Source organism: Pseudomonas brassicacearum (assembly GCF_003732175.1).
Taxonomy (GTDB): domain Bacteria; phylum Pseudomonadota; class Gammaproteobacteria; order Pseudomonadales; family Pseudomonadaceae; genus Aquipseudomonas; species Aquipseudomonas brassicacearum_G.
Map to the genome: position 1 here is coordinate 241,817 of NZ_MOBI01000016.1, position 18,413 is coordinate 260,229.

Sequence of the window (18,413 nt, forward strand, 5' to 3'; positions counted from 1 at the left end):
GATAAATGGAGGAGTCCGGCTTTTTCTTCTTTTTACCGAAGAGGCGTTGGATAAGCTTTTTGATAGATTTCATCACAGTTTCCCTTTAGTGAGTGGCATCAAGAATGAGCTTTGAAACGAGGTCATTGCCTTTGTCAGTGAAGTGAATCCGGTCGACGAACTGCCAGTCATCCGGGCCCAGCGCCTCAGCCATCAACGGCGTGATATCGACAAAGCCCACACCCATTTTGTGCGCCCCTTCGCGCAACTGCGCGGCATAGGCTTCACGCACACGGGTCTGCAAAATATCGCCATACACCTCAGTGAAATTTCCGGCCTGATCCAGTTCGGCAAACAGTTGCTCCTCTTCACTGCAACCTTTTGCCCGAATCCAGCCGGCCAGCGGTTGCAAAATGAAGGTCAGCTTCGCGCCCATATCCTTGGCCAGGGCGCGCCAGATATCCAATTGTTGCAGCGTCAGGTTGGCCGCGTAATCGATCTGCTCTCCCATCGACGGCGGAGCCGGTGGCTCTGGCTCCTGGGTCTTGCCGAACAGGTTGGTCAGGCTCCACGAGCTGTGCGTTGGCTGCTCGGGCGCGAATGCATTGAAGAACTGATGGCAGTTGAAAAAAGCCCCGTGCTCGCCACGGTACTCCTTTGGCTGGCGCGCCAAGCCGAGGTTGTTGAACCCGGAAAACAGCACGATCTCATCCACCTTTGGCAGCAGGTGGCGGTTGAGCGTGAAGAGCATCAGTTCTTGGGTTGAGTTGAAACTGCGACCGCCGAAGTTCAGCCAGCGCTGACCGCGCGGATCGTTCGCCGACAGGCGCGAAGACAAGGTCCAGCTGTCGGAACTGGCACCGATACCGAATACCGTAGAACTGCCAGCCAACAGGCGAACACTGCTGTTTTTGTCGCAATCAGCCGCCGAATATTCGACGCCCAGAGATTCGGAGTAGCGGAAGCCCACACTGTCGGTGTTGACCACCGGCGAGCGGTGGTTGGCCGGATGGAAATACATCAAATACGGTAACCAGCGGACTTCGCCGCCGTCAGTGAATTTTTGCTCGTATTCAGCCATCTGCGGAGTGAGTGTCATCCTTGCCGTCATGCCGCCTTCATCCTCATCGGTAATCGCTGGTCATGTGCCGGAAGCGTTCTAAGCCGCTGCCAGACGCCTGAATTTGTAGGATTTTTCCAAAAACATGGGGTGCCGTCTTAGAATTTTGCGACGAGCGTCTTTACTGGACCTCGTATACCCCAGGAGAACTATCATCCCAAGGTGCCTGGGTGTATTGCAGATACAGCGCCGGCTATTTTTTTTAATACAGTTGGCTTTTTTTGGCGAAAAATATTTCAAAATAAGTCCAATCTGTAGCTTCTTAAGCTACAGATGACGCGCTACAGTCAGAGCCATGACTCTCTATCTGAACCTCGCCGAATTCATCAGCAGCCGCATCGAGCAGGGCCTTTATGGGCCAGGCGAGCGCCTGCCCTCTGTGCGTACGCTAAGCCAGGAACACGGCGTCAGCCTGACCACCGTACAACAGGCCTATCGCGTACTTGAATGTTCGGGGCTGGCGATACCGCGTCCCAAGTCCGGTTACTTCGTGCCGGCCGGCCGACGCATGCCGGAACTGCCGCAGATGGGCCGCCCGACCTTGCGGCCGGTGGACATTTCCCTGTGGGACATGGTGCAGGAGCTGATGCGCTTCGAACAAAGCGCCAGCGTCGTGCAGCTGGGTTGCGGCATGCCGGATGTCACCGCCCCTACCCTCAAGCCGCTGCTCACCGCCATGGCGCGCATCAACCGACGCAGCGACAGCCAAAGCCTGCAATACAACCACATCCAAGGGGTGCCGGTCCTGCGCGAACAAATCGCCCGGCTGGCCATCGATTCCGGCTGCCGCCTGACCCCGGCCGAGATCATCGTCACCAGCGGTTGCCAGGAAGCCCTGTCAACCGCCATCCGGGCGATTTGCGTGCCGGGCGACATCGTTGCCATCGCCTCGCCGAGCTACCACGGGATGATGCAAATCCTCAACGCCACCGGTTTGAAGGCCCTGGAGATTCCCACCGATCCAGTGACCGGCATCAACCTGGAAGCCCTGGAAATGGCCCTCGAACAGTGGCCGATCAAAGCCATCCAGGTGACCCCCAACTGCAATAATCCGCTGGGCTACATCATGCCCGACGACCGCAAGCGCACTCTGATCCGCCTGGCCCAACGCTTCGATGTACCGATCATTGAAGACGACATCTATGGCGACCTGTCCCATCGTTATCCACGGCCGCGCTCGCTGAAGTCCTTTGATGAAGACAACCGCGTGCTGCTGTGCAGTTCATTTTCCAAGACCCTGGCGCCCGGCCTGCGCGTCGGCTGGATTGCACCGGGGCGCTACCTGCAACAAGTGCTGTACATGAAATACATCGGCTCCGGCGCCACCGCGACCCAGCCACAACTAGCCGTCGCTGAATTCATCGCCAAGGGTAATTACCTGCTGCACCTGCGACGCATGCGCAAGCAATACAAACGCAACGGCGACCTGATGACCGAATGGGTCAGTCGTTACTTCCCGGCGGGCACCCGTATCAGCCAGCCGCAGGGCGGCTTTACCTTGTGGGTCGAACTGCCGGAAGATTTCGACGCCTATTCCCTCAACCGCCTGCTCGAAGCCCAAGACGTGCAAGTCGCCAACGGCAACATCTTTTCGGCAGCCGGCAAATACCGCAACTGCATTCGGCTCAACTTCGCCAACGCACCTAATCGAAAAATCGAAATGGCCGTGAGCAAGGTCGGCCAGACCATCAGCCAACTGATACAGCTGGATTCAGGTTTCGGGCCTCCGGCACCCAACGCTTAGCGTTAAACAGACCGCACGGCGTCGAAGACGGGACACAGCCCCGAAAAAAAGCCCTGTCTCTCAGTGAGAGACAGGGCTTTTTTAAATCGCAGACATGCTGTGCACCTGGATCGTGGGGACAATCAAAAAATCACGCGGTACGATGCTGCTCGAGCATTAAACGTACCGCGAGCCCCGCCAGCACAAACCCCATAAAGTAGCGCTGCACTGCCAGCCACAATGGGTTGTGGACGAACCACGCGGCAATCCCGGAGGCGAACAGCGCGATCAGCAGGTTGACCGAAAAGCTTACGCTGATCTGGGTCAGGCCGAGGACGATACTCTGGGTGAACACTGAACCGTGCTCGGGGTTGATGAACTGCGGAAACACCGACAGGTAGAACACTGCGATTTTCGGGTTCAGGGCGCTGGTGAGAAACCCCATCAGGATCAGTTTCTTCGACGAGTCCGGCGGCAGTTGCTGGGCCTCGAACGGCGAGCGGGCCCCAGGTTTGAGCGCTTGCCAGGCCAGCCACCCCAGGTACAGCGCACCGGCCCATTTCAGCACTTCATATGCCATCGGTACGGCGAGGAACACTGCCGTCAAACCTGCGGCGGCGGCAAATAGATGCACGAAGAAACCCGCCACCACCCCCAGCAAAGAGGTGACGCCGGCCCTGCGGCCCTGACAGATCGAGCGGGAAATCAGGTAGATCATGTTCGGCCCGGGGGTGAGTACCATGAGCAGCGCGGCGGCAACGAACACGACTAGGTCTTGAGTGGGAATCATGGGGCAGTCCTTTGTCCTCTGGAGATCAACTCGATGGCGATAGCTCGGATGGTGATGACTAGGCTACCGATGCGCAACCCAGAAGTCACGAGCGGTTAGCGCGGGTCGTTGGGCTCCGAGTTTTTGTTGGCGATGATGTAGGGGGGTGGCGATCATCGAAGAGATCGAACATCTGCTACATGGAGTCGACGTTTTTGGAGAGCCTGGTCCTTTGTACCCGTTCGTATCCAGATTGGGTTTGGATGATCTCGAAAGCTGGCTTGTCAGTACGCTCAATAGACTGAACGAGAGGGTGGGGGAACAGAAACCGCAGAATGCAAAAAGGCCCCATAAAATGGGGCCTTTAAGTTAAAATTTGGCGGTGAAGGAGAGATTCGAACTCTCGATACAATTTCTTGTATACACACTTTCCAGGCGTGCTCCTTAAGCCACTCGGACACTTCACCGTATCTCTTCAAACATGTTCTGTCTGTCGAGGCGCGCTAATGTAGTCGAAAGCTTTTCCGATGGCAAATATTTTTTTCAGAATTTTCATGCGGTTAAGCGATTTGCGCGTTCGGACGGGTTTCTAGGCAGGGCAAACCTGCCAATCTTCGGCCGGGTGAATGCGTCTATATAGTGGGCAATGCGCGGTACGTATGGCCGGCTACGCTGGGCGGGCGCGAATTGGCTGACTGGCCGGTCAGTCATGGCGCTTTACCTGGCCTACGACGGTGGGTAACGTCTGCCGCACTTCAATACAAGGAATAGCGTCATGAGTGAGTTGATTTCCTACCACCTCGAAGACGGTATCGCGACCCTGACCTTGAGTAATGGCAAGGTCAATGCCATCTCGCCGGACGTGATTGCCGCGTTTAATGCTGCGCTGGATCAGGCGGTGACGGATCGTGCGGTGGTGATCATCACCGGTCAGCCGGGCATTCTGTCGGGCGGTTATGACTTGAAGGTGATGACGGCAGGTCCTAAAGAAGCAGTGAGCCTGGTGACCGCCGGTTCGACCCTCGCCCGTCGTCTGTTGTCGCACCCTTTCCCGGTGATCGTCGCGTGCCCAGGGCATGCGGTGGCCAAGGGCGCTTTCATTCTGTTGTCGGCTGATTACCGGATTGGTGTCGACGGCCCGTTCAGTATTGGCCTGAACGAAGTGCAGATTGGCATGACCATGCACCACGCCGGCATCGAGCTGGCCCGTGATCGTCTGCGCAAGTCGGCGTTCCACCGTTCGGTAATCAACGCCGAGATGTTCGATCCGCAGGGCGCTGTGGATGCTGGCTTCCTCGACAAGGTCGTTTCTGCCGAAGAACTGCAAGGTGCCGCACAGGCTATGGCGCGTCAGTTGAAGAAGATCAACATGACCGCGCACAAGAACACCAAGCTCAAAGTACGCAAGGCCCTGCTGGAGACACTGGACAACGCGATCATCCAGGATCAGGAACACTTGGTTTAACCCGAAAGCGCTACAACGAAAAGCCCGACCGCAGAGTCGGGCTTTTTCTTGGCTGATCTGTTTAAAGTCCTTCAGCTGCTCTACTCCGCATCTGACGCTATCAGTCTGAAACATGCGCTTAAACATCGCCTATCCCCTACCTCTATAGCAGCAATTGCCGAATACAGTGCACATCCGTACACTGCGCCACCTTTTGTCCCGGCGGGCTTGTAGATGCTGTATCTGTTTCGCATGTTATTGATGGCCCTGCATTTTGCTGTAGCGGGTGTGCTCGGTGTAGTGCTTGGCCTGTGCCGGCCGTTCAATCCGGATAACAGCCGTTTGTGCGCGCGTCTTTATGCCTGGCCGGCGATGTGTATTTTGCGTTTGCGGGTGAAGGCCGACGTCGACGGGCTGAAGAACAAGACGCAAAGCTGCGTGGTGATCGCCAACCATCAGTCCAACTACGATTTGTTTGTGCTGGGTAATGTGGTGCCGCACCGCACCGTGTGCATTGGTAAAAAGAGCCTGAAATGGGTGCCGCTGTTCGGGCAGTTGTTCTGGCTGGCCGGCAATGTGCTGATCGACCGTGGCAATGCGCACAAGGCTCGGCAGTCGATGCTCACCACCACCAACACCTTGCAACACAAGGACACCTCGATCTGGGTGTTCCCGGAAGGCACGCGCAACCTGGGCGAAGAATTGCTGCCATTCAAGAAAGGCGCGTTCCAGATGGCGATCGCCGCCGGGGTGCCAATCGTGCCGGTGTGCGTCAGCAGCTACATCAACCATATGCGCCTGAACCGCTGGCGCAGTGGCAAGATCCTGATCCGCTCGTTGCCGGCGATTCCTACCGCCGGTCTGAGCCTGGACGACATGCCGATGCTGATCGCCCAGTGCCGCGAACAGATGCGCGAGTGCATCGAGTCGATGGATCGACAGCTGCAAGCTGCCTGAATGAAGCCCGCCCTGTGCGGGCTTCTTTTTGCCGACGAACTTCACTGATTTTGCTGACTCTCAAGCTTAAGAGCAGGATAAGCTGGACACTGCCTGTCATTACCATTTGCCAAGAAGAAGTGAATAAGAATTATGGGTAGAGTCGTTGCGGCTGCGGTCTACAGTGCCGGTAAGAGAGTCACCGATATCACCCTTGACGAGGGTGCCGCCTGGGCTGCAAAACCAGGCCACTTTGTATGGATCGGCCTTGAAGAGCCGAACGCCCAGGAGCTGGCCAACCTGCAACGTCAGTTCGGCTTGCACGAACTGGCGATTGAAGACGCTCTGGATAAACACAGCCGATCGAAGCTGGAAACCTTTGGCGATGCGCTGTTTATCATCACGTACTCACCGGTGCGCCATGAGGGCAAACTGGAGTTCATCGAAACCCACATCTTTGCCGGCAAGGGTTACATCATCACCTGCCGCAACGGTCACTCGGCGTCCTACGCCCATGTGCGCCAACGCTGTGAGGCGCGTCCGCTGTTGCTCGAGCACGGCGAAGATTTCGTGCTCTACGCCCTGCTCGATTTCGTCATCGCAAACTATCAGCCAGTGGGCGAAGCGATCCATAGCGAGATCGATGAGCTGGAGCGCAACGTGCTGTGCAGCACGCTCAACGAAAAGGACATTCAGAACCTTCATGGTTTGCGGCGCGACGTGTTGCGCCTGCGCCGTTATGCGGCGCCGATGGTGGAGATCAGCGAAGAGCTGCAGAAGCTGAACTTCCCGTTCATCGACAAGAACATGCGCCCGTATTTTCGCGATGTGCAGATCCATGTCACGCGACAAATGGAGGACCTGACGACGTTACGCGACATTGCCAGCCAGACCATCGAGATCGGTGTATTGCTGGAAGCGGCCCGACAAAGCGTGGTGCAGCGCAAGTTTGCGGCCTGGGCGGCGATTCTGGCGTTCCCGACGGCGGTGGCCGGGATCTACGGGATGAACTTTCAGAACATGCCGGAGCTGAGCTGGCACTACGGCTATTTTGTGGTGATGGGGTTTATGACCGTGGGATGTTTCGCGTTGTGGGTGAGCTTCAAGCGGTCGGGGTGGTTATAACAGCAGGATGCATGGCGAGCGCTTCGCGCTCGATCGCGGGCAAGCCACGCTTCCACAGGTACACCTGAACCCTTTGGGAGCGTGGCTTGCCCGCGATGCTTTCAGGATTTAAACCGATTTGGTCTCGGGTTTGTGGGCTACAAACCGCATCATCCATTCGGCAACGGTGGTGCCGTGGTGCTCATTTGTCAGGCTTTCAATGCCTTTTTGATAGACCTGTTCGCCAAGGTGTTGCTGGCGGATTTCCAGCAACGCCCGCGAGTAATCGTGAATGAACTCCGGGTGGCCCTGGAAGCACAGCACCTGGTCGTTGATGTGATACGCGGCGTACGGGCAAAAGTCGCTGGACGCGATCACCGTAGCGTTTTCCGGTAGCGCAGTGACCTGATCCTGGTGACTGATCAGCAGTGTCAGTTCTTCCCGCACCGGGCTCATCCACGGCGCTTTGGCGGCCAGTTTGTACTTGTGGGTGCCGACACCCCAACCCTGGGTCGCGCGCTCGCTTTTGCCACCCAGCAGCAGCGCCAGCAATTGATGGCCAAAGCACACGCCCAGCAGCTTGTCGCCGCGCTTATAGCGCTCCAACAGGTAAGTCTTGAGAGTTTGAATCCACGGGTCGGTGCCGAATGAATCAGCCTTGCTGCCGGTCACCAGATAGGCATCGAAACTCAGCTCATCACTTGGGTATTCGCCCTGCATGACGTTGTAGACGGTGAATTCGGCAGCGATGGGTTGCTGCGAAAACAGACGCTGGAACATCTGCCCGTACCCCTGATATTGATCGACCAGTTCTGGACGCAGGATGTCGGTTTCCAGAATGCAGATGCGTAACGACATAAAAAATACCTGACACGATAGAGGCGATAGTGCACACCCAGAGCCTGCCTTGAAACGCGGGGTCAGGCAAGCCCGGTGCGCACCGCCAATCCGTCAGAGCGACTCCCTCAGAACAACGCGCCCTTCGCGGCTTTTTCCAGCAACAAAGCCGGCGGTGTGAAGCGCTCGCCGTACTGTTCGGCCAGGTATTGGGCACGGGCGACAAAATCCTTCACACCGTATTGGTTGATGAACTGCAACGCCCCGCCCGTCCAGGCGGCGAAACCAATGCCGAAGATCGAACCGATGTTGGCATCGGCCGTCGACAGCAGCACGCCCTCCTCCACGCAGCGCACGGTTTCGATGGCTTGCACAAACAGCAAGCGATCGCGTACATCCTGTGGCGATATCTGCCCGTCAGCTTTCTCGAAACGCGTTTTCAGCTCTGGCCACAAATGTTTCTGTCCACCGGCCGGGTATTCGTAGAAACCGCCACCCGCGGCTTTGCCGGGGCGCAGGTATTCGTTGAGCAGCAGATCGATCACGGCAAATGCCGGGTGCGCTGGCAGCGGTTTACCTTCGGCTTGCAAGTCCTTTGCGGTTTGCTGACGGATATGGCTCATCAGGCTCAGGGAAACTTCGTCGGAGATCGCCAGCGGACCGATCGGCATTCCGGCCTTGCGCGCCTCGGTTTCGATCATCGGCGCCGAGATGCCTTCGCCGAGCATGGCGATACCTTCATTGGTAAAAGTGCCGAAGACTCTCGAGGTGAAGAAGCCACGGCTGTCGTTGACCACAATCGGGGTTTTCTTGATTTGCAGGACGAAATCGAAACCACGGGCCAGGGTTTCATCGCTGGTATTGGCGCCTTTGATGATTTCCACCAGCGGCATTTTGTCGACCGGGCTGAAAAAGTGCAGGCCGATGAATTTCGACTGATCGGGAACGGCAGTCGCCAGACCACTGATTGGCAAGGTCGAGGTGTTGGAAGCGATGACCGCATCGGCACCGACGACTTTTTGTGCGGCCGACGAGACCCTGGCTTTCAGTTCGCGGTCTTCGAACACGGCTTCGATGATCAGGTCACAGCCCGCCAGATCGACGTCCTGCTCGCTGGTCTTGATCCGCGCCAGGGAGGCGTCACGCTGCGCTGCGCTTAGCTGACCACGGGCGACTTTTTTGTCCAGCAGTGCTACCGAGTGAGCCTTGCCCTTCTCGGCTGCCGCCAGGTTGATGTCCTTGAGCACTACGTCAATACCGGCCACGGCACTGACGTAGGCAATCCCGGCACCCATCATGCCCGCGCCGAGCACGCCGAGTTTTTTCGTCACATGCGGTGCAAAACCCGCAGGACGCGAGCCGCCAGCGTTGATCTCGTTGAGCTGGAACCAGAAGGTGCCGATCATGTTCTTCGCCACCTGACCGGTAGTCAGCTCGGTGAAGTAGCGGGTTTCGATCAACTGAGCCGTGTCGAAATCGACCTGAGCGCCCTCAACCGCGGCGCAGAGGATCTTCTCCGGCGCCGGCAGGCAACCCTGAGTTTTGCTGCGCAGAATCGACGGTGCGATGGCCAGCATCTGCGCGACTTTCGGGTTCGACGGTGTGCCGCCGGGAATCTGGTAACCGCTCACATCCCAAGGCTGTTTGACCGCTGGGTTGGCAACAATCCACGCGCGTGCCTTGGCCAGCAGTTCATCACGATCCGCCGCCAGCTCATCAACCAAACCGGCTTGCAGGGCTTGTTGCGGCCGGACTTTCTTGCCTTCGAGCAGATACGGCAGCGCCTTCTCCAGACCCAGCATGCGCACCATGCGCACCACCCCGCCGCCGCCCGGCAGCAGCCCCAGCGTGACTTCCGGCAAACCGATCTGCACCGACGAATTATCCAGCGCAACGCGGTGATGGCAGGCCAGACAGATTTCCCAACCACCCCCCAGCGCCGCGCCGTTGATTGCCGCGACCACCGGTTTGCCGAGTGTTTCCAGCGTCCGAAGCTGAGCCTTGAGCAGCAACACCATGTCGTAGAAAGCTTTGGCTTGAGGCTTGCCGACGTTGATCAGCTCGTTGAGATCGCCGCCAGCAAAGAAGGTTTTTTTCGCGGAGGTGATGATCACTCCGGCAATCGATTCCTTGTCAGCCACCAGACGCGCAACGCAATCAGCCATGGCCTCGCGGTACACCGCGTTCATGGTGTTGGCGCTCTGGCCCGGCAGGTCGATGGTCAGGACGACAACCTGGTCCTGTCCTTTTTCGTAACGAATGGCATCGGTCATGGCAATTTTCCTTGAATTCGGAGGCTCAGAGGCGTTCGATGATGGTGGCGATGCCCATGCCGCCGCCGACACAGAGGGTCGCCAGGCCGTAGCGCAACTGCCGCACTTCGAGTTCATCGAGCAAGGTGCCGAGAATTGCGCAACCGGTGGCGCCCAGCGGGTGGCCCATGGCGATAGAGCCGCCGTTGATGTTGACCTTGGCCGGATCGATGGCCATATCCTTGATGAACTTGAGCACCACTGAGGCGAACGCTTCGTTGACCTCGAACAGATCGATGTCCTCGACCCGCAGCCCGGCCCTGGCCAAGGCCTTGCGAGTGGCCGGCGTCGGGCCGGTGAGCATGATGGTCGGATCGGTGCTGGTGACCGCCGTGGCGACGATCCGTGCCCGCGGCTGCAAGCCCAACGCCCGACCTTTTGCTTCGGAGCCGATCAACATCAGCGCCGCACCGTCGACGATCCCCGAGCTATTGCCCGGCGTGTGAACGTGATTGATTCGCTCCACGTGGCTGTAGACCCGCAACGCAGTAGCGTCGAAGCCCATTTGCCCGATCATCTCGAAGCTCGGCTTGAGCTTGCCCAAACCTTCCAGCGTCGACTCGGCGCGAATGAACTCATCATGATCCAGCAGGACGATGCCGTTCTGATCCTGCACCGGCACCAGGGACTTTTTGAACGAGCCGTTCGCCCGTGCCCGCGCAGCTTTCTGTTGAGAGTGCAGCGCGTACGTATCGACGTCTTGACGGCTGAAGCCCTCAATCGTGGCAATCAGGTCGGCGCCCACGCCTTGCGGGGTGAAATGGCAGTGCAGGTTGGTCTGTGGATCCAACGCCCAGGCCCCGCCGTCGCTGCCCATCGGCATCCTGGACATGGACTCGACGCCGCCGACCACCACCAGGTCCTCAAAGCCGGAACGCACTTTCATCGCCCCAAGATTCACTGCTTCCAGCCCGGACGCGCAGAAGCGGTTTATTTGCACACCTGCGACGCTAACGTCCCAGTCGGCCACCAGCGCTGCGGTTTTGGCGATATCGGCGCCCTGATCGCCAATCGGCGTGACACAGCCGATCACGATGTCATCGACTTCACGAGTATCGAGTTGCGTCCGCTGTTGCAGAGCGCCGAGCAAGCCTGCCAGCAGGTTCACCGGTTTGACGCTGTGCAAGGCGCCATCAGCCTTACCACGGCCACGGGGCGTGCGTAACGCATCGAAAATCAAAGCTTGGGTCATGACGTCCTCGTACCGCTGGGCAGGTGAATAATTGGCGAGTTCTCACCTTAGGCTCAGCAGCGGCGGATTCAATGACCGAAGCGCTCAACGGCCTTGACGGTCACGCTCAGACGAACGGTAGTGAGCTATCGGATTAACCGATTCAGGTCACCGAACTGTCTAGCAAAAGGCCGGCAAAGCAGCTGGCAGTATGCCTCATGCCTTTTTTGAAGCAGTTTGCTCTTACTTCATACGAAATGGATCTAAAGCACAGTCTGCGGGGCCCCTAAGGTAAACCGTACGGGGTTGTCGTCGGGTTTTGCCGAGGCGCCCGTGAGAAAAGCACTACAGCGCTTTGCCGTCATGGAGAAATGCAGGCAAGCATTCGACGCTCAGGAAATAACAAAAAAAGGCAAACAGCCATGTTCAAACATTCGAAAGTGCGTCAAGCCGGGCTCATTTTATTCGCCACTACGCTGTTACTGATTTTGCCGAACCTTACCAAAGTGATCGGATAATCAAGTGTGGTTGTTGACGACGCCTCACTAAAAAACTGACTCGCTCGCTTTCCGGGTCTGCGTGCGTGTGCCAACCTCTACGGCATACCTTCGACAGGATGGCGATCACTTGAAAGCTCTACTTTTGCTCGGGGCCTTGCTGCTCAGCACGCCCTCGTATGCCGCACAGCTGGTGCTTGACCTGGGCACCAGCAGCCGAACCTGGAAAACCGAGGAGTTGCTCAAGCATCCTCAGGTTCAGACGATTCAGATCACCGACGATGTTTCCTACAAAAGGAACATGAGTTATCGCGCGGTGCCGCTGGCGGCGTTGTTGACTGGTATCAAAGCTGACGACCACTTGCAAGCCGTGGCCCTGGACGGTTTCGCTGCCGAACTGACTGCTGCGCCGTTGCTCAATACGGCAGGCGCACAGGCGTGGCTGGCCATTGAAGACCCGGCCAACCCTTGGCCAGCGCTGGCGGAAGGAAAACCCGGCGCCGGACCGTTTTATCTGGTGTGGACCAACCCTCAGGCCGGCCATATCAGCCCCGAGCAATGGCCATTCCAGATCGCCAGTATCAAACGCCTGGCGGCGGTCGGCGTACGCTTCCCTGCCCTGCTTCCAGACCCGGCGCTCGCCGCCAATGACCCGGTGAATCTGGGCTATGCGTTGTTCCAGAAAAACTGCCTGGCGTGCCACCGCCTGAACGGTGCGGGCGATGCACAGTTTGGTCCGGACCTGAACATCCCCTTCAGCCCTACCGAGTACTTTGGCGCTGAATACCTCAAGCGCTATATCCGCGACCCGCAAAGCTTGCGCCAATGGCCACAGGCAAAAATGCCGGGGTTCTCGACACAAGTATTGTCGGATGAGGAGCTGACGTTGCTGGTGGGGTATTTGAAGCATATGGCGGGGCGTAAGCAGCAGCCCTGATGATTTGAGCGGTGCGGCGCCTGAGCTGGCCTCTTCGCGAGCAAGCCCGCTCCCACACTGGATCTCCTGTGTACCTGAAATCCTGTGGGAGCGAGCTTGCTCGCGATGCGGTATCCCCTGTCTTACTGCTGCTGAACGGAGATCACCGGGGTTGGCGCGACGAACACCTTGGCGTGCATCTGCTCCCCGCCACCGCCACGACGCATGCCGCGTACCGGGCAGGCATCGAGATAGTCGAGGCCTACCGCCAGTTTCAGGTGACGCTCGGGCTTGGCCAGTTCATTGGTGACATCGAAGCTGTACCACGCGTCGTCGAGCCAGGCTTCAGCCCAGGCGTGACTGGCCAGGTGCTCGCTGTTTTCGCTGTACAGATAACCCGACACATACCGCGCTGGAATCCCCAGGCTACGCGTGCAGGCGAGAAACGCATGGGCGTGATCCTGGCAGACCCCGGCGCGCCCGGCGAACGCTTGAGCTGCACTGGTGTCGACTTCGGTGGAACCCGGCGTGTAGGTCATGTGCTGGTTGAGGCCATGCATCAGGTCGATCAACGCTGTGCGATCACGGCGTTGGCGACACTCCTTCTCGGCGAATGCACGTAGCGCTTCATCCGCCTCGGTCAGTCGAGTGAAACGCAAGAACGGCAGCGCCGATTGGCTCTCATGCTCGGCCTCGCGCAACTCATCGATGTCCACCTGCCCCCTCGCGCCGATGACGATCGCCGCATGGGGCTCGTCCATCGTCAGCACATGCAGGATGTTGCCAAACGGATCGAGTTGCGCCCGCACCGGTCGTGGCAGGTCGAGCTGCCAGCTCAGCACGTGCTGACGCTCGCTGTCGTGAGGCGTCAGTCGCAAATACTGGATGCTCGCCCGCACCTGATCTTCGTAGTGATAGGTGGTCTCGTGGCTAATTGAAAGTCTCATGCAGCCTCCAGGTAGGAACTGTGTATGGCGTTGCCCAACTGGCGCACCAGCGGGATGAACTCGGTCAGCCAGGCGTGCAGGCCTTCGTCGAGGATTTCGTTGATGCCGGTGTAACGCAGCCGTGCGTCCATTTCTGCCGCCAAACGCTGGGCGGGACGGCCGTTGACCCCCGACAGGCTGGCGAGGATCTGGTCGATTTCTTCAGTGCAGGCACGCAGCGAACGCGGTACGTCGGCGCGTAGCAGCAACAGCTCGGCGACGTGCCTCGCGCCAGGCGCGTCGCGGTAGATCTCGGTGTACGCCTCGAACGACGACAAGGCCCGCAGCAACGCGCTCCACTGGTAATACGCGTGGGCCGTACCGTCGCTGACCGCTTCGGCCTGATCGCCGGCCATTTCGTAACGTGCATCGAGCAGGCGCAGCGTGTTGTCGGCCCTTTCGATGAAGGTCCCCAGGCGAATGAAGCGGAAGGCATCGTTGCGCATGATGGTGCCGTAGGACGCGCCCCTGAACAGGTGCGAACGTTCTTTGATCCACTCGCAGAAACGGCTCATGCCATAACGACTGAGGCCCTGTTCGGCGATACCGCGAATCTCCAGCCAGGTCGCGTTGATGTTCTCCCACATGTCGGCGGTGATTCGCCCACGTACTGCGTGAGCACTGGCCCGCGCGGCGCCGAGACAACTGTAGATACTGGCCGGGTTCGCCGCATCCAGGGCGAAGAAGTGCAGCAAACGCTCGGCGTGCAATTGACCGTGGCGCTCAAGGTAATCGTCCAGCGTGCCGGTGATCAGCAAGGGCATCGCTAATTCGTGCAGACCATCACCGCGCCCATCCTGTGGCATCAATGACAGCGAATAACTGATGTCGAGCATCCGTGCGAGGTTTTCCGCCCGCTCCAGGTAACGCGACATCCAGTACAAATCCGAGGCAGTTCTACTTAACATGGCAGGCTTCCTTCAATCCTCGACCACCCAGGTGTCCTTGGTTCCGCCACCCTGGGACGAGTTGACCACCAGGGATCCTTCGCGCAGGGCTACACGGGTAAGGCCACCGGGTACGACCCGGGTTTCGCGGCCAGACAGGACAAACGGACGCAAGTCGATGTGCCGCGGCGCGATGCCGTTTTCGACAAACGTCGGGCAGGTCGACAGGGACAACGTCGGTTGGGCGATATACGCGTGGGGCTTGGCCTTGATGCGTGCGCGGAACGCTTCGATTTCGGCAGCGGTGGCAGCGGGCCCGACCAGCATTCCGTAACCACCGGAACCCTGGGTTTCCTTGACCACCAGCTCAGGCAGGTTCGCCAGCACGTGAGAAAGTTCTGACGGGGTGCGACACTGCCAGGTCGGCACGTTCTTCAGGATCGGTTCTTCGTCCAGGTAGAAACGGATCATGTCGGTCACGAACGGATAAACCGACTTGTCGTCCGCGACACCGGTGCCGATGGCATTCGCCAGTACCACATTGCCGGAGCGATAGGACGACAGCAGTCCTGGAACGCCAAGCATCGAATCCGGGTTGAACGCCAACGGATCGAGGAAGGCGTCGTCGAGGCGACGGTAGATCACGTCGACGGCTTGCGGGCCGTCGGTGGTGCGCATGAACACCTTGTCGTCACGCACGAACAGGTCCGCGCCTTCCACCAGTTCCACACCCATCTCCCGCGCCAGAAACGCGTGCTCGAAAAACGCACTGTTGAAGCGGCCGGGAGTCAGTACCACGACACTTGGATTGTCCAGCGGGCTGGAGCTTTTCAGCGTGTCGAGCAACAGGTTCGGGTAATGATCGATGGGCGCGATGCGCTGGGCGGCGAACAACTCGGGGAAGAGCCGCATCATCATCTTGCGGTCTTCAAGCATGTAGCTGACGCCGCTGGGCGTGCGCAAATTGTCTTCGAGTACGTAATACGTGCCGTCGCCATCACGCACCAGATCGACGCCAGAGATATGCGAATAGATATCGCGATGCAGATCCAGCCCTTGCATGGCCAGCTGGTATTGCTCGTTGGCCAGCACCTGCTCGGCCGGAATGATGCCGGCCTTGATGATGCGCTGCTCGTGATACAGGTCGGCGAGGAACATGTTCAATGCCTTGACCCGCTGAATACAGCCGCGCTCGACGATCCTCCATTCACTGGCGGGGATGCTGCGGGGAATGGTGTCGAAGGGTATCAGACGCTCTGTCCCCTGCTCATCACCATAGAGCGTGAAGGTTATTCCGGCACGATGAAATAACAGATCGGCCTCGCGTCGCCGTTGTGCCAAAAGCTCGTCAGGCGTTTCAGCTAACCAACGGGCGAACTCCCGATAGTGCGGGCGGACCAGGCCGCCAGCGTCGTACATTTCATCAAAATAGGTGCGAATCATGCCGTACTCCTTGTCACCCGGACACCTGGACTTCGCAAGGCCCGTGCCAGCGGCATAAACGCTTTACTATCAATCGGTTGGATAATCACCGAAGACGCGCCGCACCAATCCTGTGCGGCAAATGCCCCAACCTGATCGTCCCCGCTTCTTTGCGAAGCGATGCTCATGGTCATTCGCGCATAGCCAGAGTTGATTTCACGGCCTGTGTGCAGCTGCGATCCTTTGATTTTCTGATATCCGAAAACCAAAACGGCCAACCCTGAGGTCAGCCGTTGCTGCGTGTTGTCGCTGTTCATAGTGTTATGCGAGTAGCCCTCGTACCTCCTGCTTGACGCCCCATCCTTCGATAATCCCACCTAAAGGCTCGACCACCGCCTCAAAGTCCTGTTCGAAGTCGCCGATGCCGCCGTAAGTGGCGTACATCACCTTGCTCAACTCCAGATGCCAGGCACCGTCATCCCGCACGCTGACCTGCGCATTCAAGGATTCACCGCGAAAATGCCCTGCCGCCCTGCGTGCCCGCTCCTCATCCGGGAAAATTGCGTAGAACTCGATGGGATGGAACCGTGAGAAATCAAAACCGCCCTCTTTCATGCGGCGCAGCACACTGCTGCTGATGTCTTCTTGATAGGCTGTGCTCATGAATCGTCCTCCTCAAACTGATGGATAGACTTTCCGTACTCCCTGCGCCCGCAACCGAATGGTGAGGGCGATACGGCAATCAGATTGCCGCCGGGAAACAAGCATGTAGCTGACAAGACCAGACCTTAGCGATTCATTCGCTGATCTCGATTGCAGAGTAGCCCCAAGTCAGAGCTGCTGCCAAGGCCTGTTTGCGAGTCGCATCAAGTGGTTATGCAATTGGAGTGATACTGAGGATTTCAATGCTGTTCTGATCTTTCAGGCTTTTGACCGTCGGGTCATCGGTCCGCCCCTCCAGATCATTGAGATCGAGCTCGGCCGAAACAGGCAGGAGTTTTGCCCGAATCAATTGCGCGGCCCGCTCCATCGTGGGTTCTTGTTCGCATTCGAACTGCTCCACGGTCTGCACACCATGATCATCAACAAAGGTGACTTCCCACTTTTGCATCGGTGCCTCCTTGGTAAAACCCACAGATGGGCTTACAACATCTCGACCCCGAATACCGGAAAATCGTTCCTCCTGAATCCATCGGTTTAATATGAAAAAGGCCGCCGGTTGGCAGCCTCTTTGCAAAAAAGCGCGGGATTACTTCTCGGCGCGCTCTTTTAGGGCTTTCAAGGTATTGAAGGGTGCGTCGACAACAAACTTGTTAGCCAACCACGACGGCACGCTGCCACCCGGGTCTGTGTGAACCTGATAGGTCACTTCGACCTGGTCCGTGCCTTTTGGAACAAACTTCCAGAAGCCTAGAACCTGGGCGACACGAACAAAGCCTTTTTCTTCAGGAATGTAGGTCGGCACACCTTCAAGCTTGCGCGTCAGGCTGCCATCGGCGCCTTCGACAGTGGTCACGTGCAACACCGAGTCACGCGCAGTCACCGGCCATGGGGTGCTGAACTGCGTGTAGGTCCAGCTTTGATCGCCTTCGTGCTTGAGCAACTTCTGCACCTTGCACTCGTGAATCCAGGCACACGCGCCAGGCACATCTTCCTGAAGAGCGCGCAACTTGGCCACGGAGGTCTTCATCACGGTCACACCGCGGTAGGCCTTGTACTGAGACCCGGCGACTTCACTCAGGGAAACCTTGATACCGTCCTCATCCTTGGCAGTTTTCCAGTCTTCAGCCTGGGCCGTCGTGGCCAGCAGAACCGTCAAACCACACAACACAGCGATACGATGCAGCGAACCCATAGTCTTATTCCTTATTGTTGAAGTTCCGTTCGTTGAACACACTACGCCGCGGTCATTTGCTCCCACCAACCGATCAACTTGATGGCTTCTTCCCGGCTGTCGCCGCACACCTCGACATCCGCCTGAAATGCGCCACATACCGCCGGCCGTTCGGGCTTGCCGAAAATACTGCACAGATTATCGACAGACAGTTGCACACAACGTTCTCCCGCCGCTTTGCCGTTTGGCATGCCGGGGATAGGTGTGCTGATGGAAGGGGCAATGCAACAGGCGCCACAGCCTTCACGGCAGTTCATGACGACACGCTCCTCGCGACGGGTAATGTGTTGAATAACGTGGACTAGAGTACCCGCTAAAACAGCCGTTTTAAATTGGCCGGATAGAGGTTTTTCGCTCAAACACGCGTGACTGACCAGTCTCCGACAAAGCGTCAGGTACGCGGGTCACAGATCAAT

The 18,413-nt window shown here is 58.1% G+C and carries 18 protein-coding genes and 1 tRNA gene; 5 read left to right on the plus strand and 14 right to left on the minus strand.

Translation table 11 applies throughout. The annotated features are described in order from the left end of the window. Positions 1–85 precede the first annotated feature (85 nt). Complete coding sequence (locus BK658_RS15570; RefSeq protein ID WP_123583039.1) at positions 86–1,090, minus strand: SGNH/GDSL hydrolase family protein; 1,005 nt, start codon at positions 1,088–1,090, stop codon at positions 86–88. 304 nt (positions 1,091–1,394) lie between these two features. Between BK658_RS15570 and BK658_RS15575 the strand changes: the two genes are divergently transcribed. Further along, positions 1,395–2,843 carry an aminotransferase-like domain-containing protein gene (locus BK658_RS15575; RefSeq protein WP_123583040.1) on the plus strand — a complete coding sequence of 483 codons (1,449 nt, stop codon included), beginning with the start codon at positions 1,395–1,397 and terminating at the stop codon, positions 2,841–2,843. A gap of 130 nt (positions 2,844–2,973) precedes the next feature. On the opposite strand, the gene BK658_RS15580 is transcribed toward BK658_RS15575, so the two are convergent. Both BK658_RS15580 and BK658_RS15585 read right to left on the minus strand, forming a co-directional pair. Continuing rightward, positions 2,974–3,612, minus strand: coding sequence for a LysE family translocator (locus BK658_RS15580; protein ID WP_123583041.1), 639 nt, complete (start codon positions 3,610–3,612; stop codon positions 2,974–2,976). A gap of 356 nt (positions 3,613–3,968) precedes the next feature. After that, positions 3,969–4,058: transfer RNA gene (locus BK658_RS15585), tRNA-Ser, on the minus strand. 308 nt (positions 4,059–4,366) lie between these two features. Between BK658_RS15585 and BK658_RS15590 the strand changes: the two genes are divergently transcribed. The 3 genes from BK658_RS15590 to BK658_RS15600 all read left to right on the plus strand — a co-directional run bounded on the left by BK658_RS15590 (position 4,367) and on the right by BK658_RS15600 (position 7,096). Then, positions 4,367–5,056 (plus strand): crotonase/enoyl-CoA hydratase family protein, encoded by a 690-nt coding sequence (locus BK658_RS15590; protein ID WP_123583042.1) that lies wholly within the window; start codon positions 4,367–4,369, stop codon positions 5,054–5,056. Positions 5,057–5,269: 213 nt separating this feature from the next. Further along, complete coding sequence (locus tag BK658_RS15595) at positions 5,270–5,992, plus strand: 1-acylglycerol-3-phosphate O-acyltransferase (protein WP_123583043.1); 723 nt, start codon at positions 5,270–5,272, stop codon at positions 5,990–5,992. Positions 5,993–6,124: 132 nt separating this feature from the next. Further along, the gene (locus tag BK658_RS15600) at positions 6,125–7,096 is read left to right on the plus strand and encodes a magnesium and cobalt transport protein CorA (protein WP_123583044.1); all 972 of its coding nucleotides are present in this window, start codon (positions 6,125–6,127) and stop codon (positions 7,094–7,096) included. A 108-nt stretch (positions 7,097–7,204) separates the two neighbouring features. Here the strand turns inward: BK658_RS15600 and BK658_RS15605 are convergent, their stop codons facing one another. The 3 genes from BK658_RS15605 to BK658_RS15615 all read right to left on the minus strand — a co-directional run bounded on the left by BK658_RS15605 (position 7,205) and on the right by BK658_RS15615 (position 11,416). Beyond that, positions 7,205–7,933, minus strand: a complete 729-nt coding sequence (locus BK658_RS15605; RefSeq protein WP_123583045.1) for an amidotransferase — start codon at positions 7,931–7,933, stop codon at positions 7,205–7,207. Between the two features lie 107 nt (positions 7,934–8,040). Further along, positions 8,041–10,185 (minus strand): 3-hydroxyacyl-CoA dehydrogenase NAD-binding domain-containing protein, encoded by a 2,145-nt coding sequence (locus BK658_RS15610; protein ID WP_123583046.1) that lies wholly within the window; start codon positions 10,183–10,185, stop codon positions 8,041–8,043. A gap of 25 nt (positions 10,186–10,210) precedes the next feature. After that, positions 10,211–11,416, minus strand: a complete 1,206-nt coding sequence (locus tag BK658_RS15615) for an acetyl-CoA C-acetyltransferase (protein WP_123583047.1) — start codon at positions 11,414–11,416, stop codon at positions 10,211–10,213. Positions 11,417–12,022: 606 nt separating this feature from the next. Here BK658_RS15615 and BK658_RS15620 point away from each other — a divergent pair. After that, the gene (locus BK658_RS15620; RefSeq protein ID WP_185019836.1) at positions 12,023–12,829 is read left to right on the plus strand and encodes a c-type cytochrome; all 807 of its coding nucleotides are present in this window, start codon (positions 12,023–12,025) and stop codon (positions 12,827–12,829) included. A gap of 122 nt (positions 12,830–12,951) precedes the next feature. Here the strand turns inward: BK658_RS15620 and BK658_RS15625 are convergent, their stop codons facing one another. The 8 genes from BK658_RS15625 to BK658_RS15660 form a co-directional block, all read right to left on the minus strand. Then, complete coding sequence (locus tag BK658_RS15625; RefSeq protein WP_123583049.1) at positions 12,952–13,755, minus strand: transglutaminase family protein; 804 nt, start codon at positions 13,753–13,755, stop codon at positions 12,952–12,954. Beyond that, entirely contained in the window at positions 13,752–14,702 is a 951-nt protein-coding gene (locus tag BK658_RS15630; protein ID WP_123583050.1) for an alpha-E domain-containing protein, read from the minus strand. Before BK658_RS15630 ends, BK658_RS15625 begins: the two co-directional genes overlap by 4 nt. A 12-nt stretch (positions 14,703–14,714) precedes the next feature. Beyond that, a complete protein-coding gene (locus BK658_RS15635) occupies positions 14,715–16,124 on the minus strand; it encodes a circularly permuted type 2 ATP-grasp protein (protein WP_123583051.1) in 1,410 nt (469 codons plus the stop codon). Further along, positions 16,121–16,420 carry a hypothetical protein gene (locus BK658_RS15640; RefSeq protein ID WP_123583052.1) on the minus strand — a complete coding sequence of 100 codons (300 nt, stop codon included), beginning with the start codon at positions 16,418–16,420 and terminating at the stop codon, positions 16,121–16,123. Before BK658_RS15640 ends, BK658_RS15635 begins: the two co-directional genes overlap by 4 nt. Positions 16,421–16,424: 4 nt before the next feature. Continuing rightward, complete coding sequence (locus BK658_RS15645) at positions 16,425–16,766, minus strand: ribonuclease E inhibitor RraB (RefSeq protein ID WP_019689386.1); 342 nt, start codon at positions 16,764–16,766, stop codon at positions 16,425–16,427. A gap of 211 nt (positions 16,767–16,977) precedes the next feature. Then, positions 16,978–17,214 carry a hypothetical protein gene (locus tag BK658_RS15650; RefSeq protein WP_123583053.1) on the minus strand — a complete coding sequence of 79 codons (237 nt, stop codon included), beginning with the start codon at positions 17,212–17,214 and terminating at the stop codon, positions 16,978–16,980. A gap of 138 nt (positions 17,215–17,352) precedes the next feature. Further along, positions 17,353–17,958 carry an START domain-containing protein gene (locus BK658_RS15655; protein WP_123583054.1) on the minus strand — a complete coding sequence of 202 codons (606 nt, stop codon included), beginning with the start codon at positions 17,956–17,958 and terminating at the stop codon, positions 17,353–17,355. A 41-nt stretch (positions 17,959–17,999) separates the two neighbouring features. Beyond that, entirely contained in the window at positions 18,000–18,254 is a 255-nt protein-coding gene (locus BK658_RS15660; RefSeq protein WP_123583055.1) for a YkgJ family cysteine cluster protein, read from the minus strand. Positions 18,255–18,413: the final 159 nt, after the last annotated feature.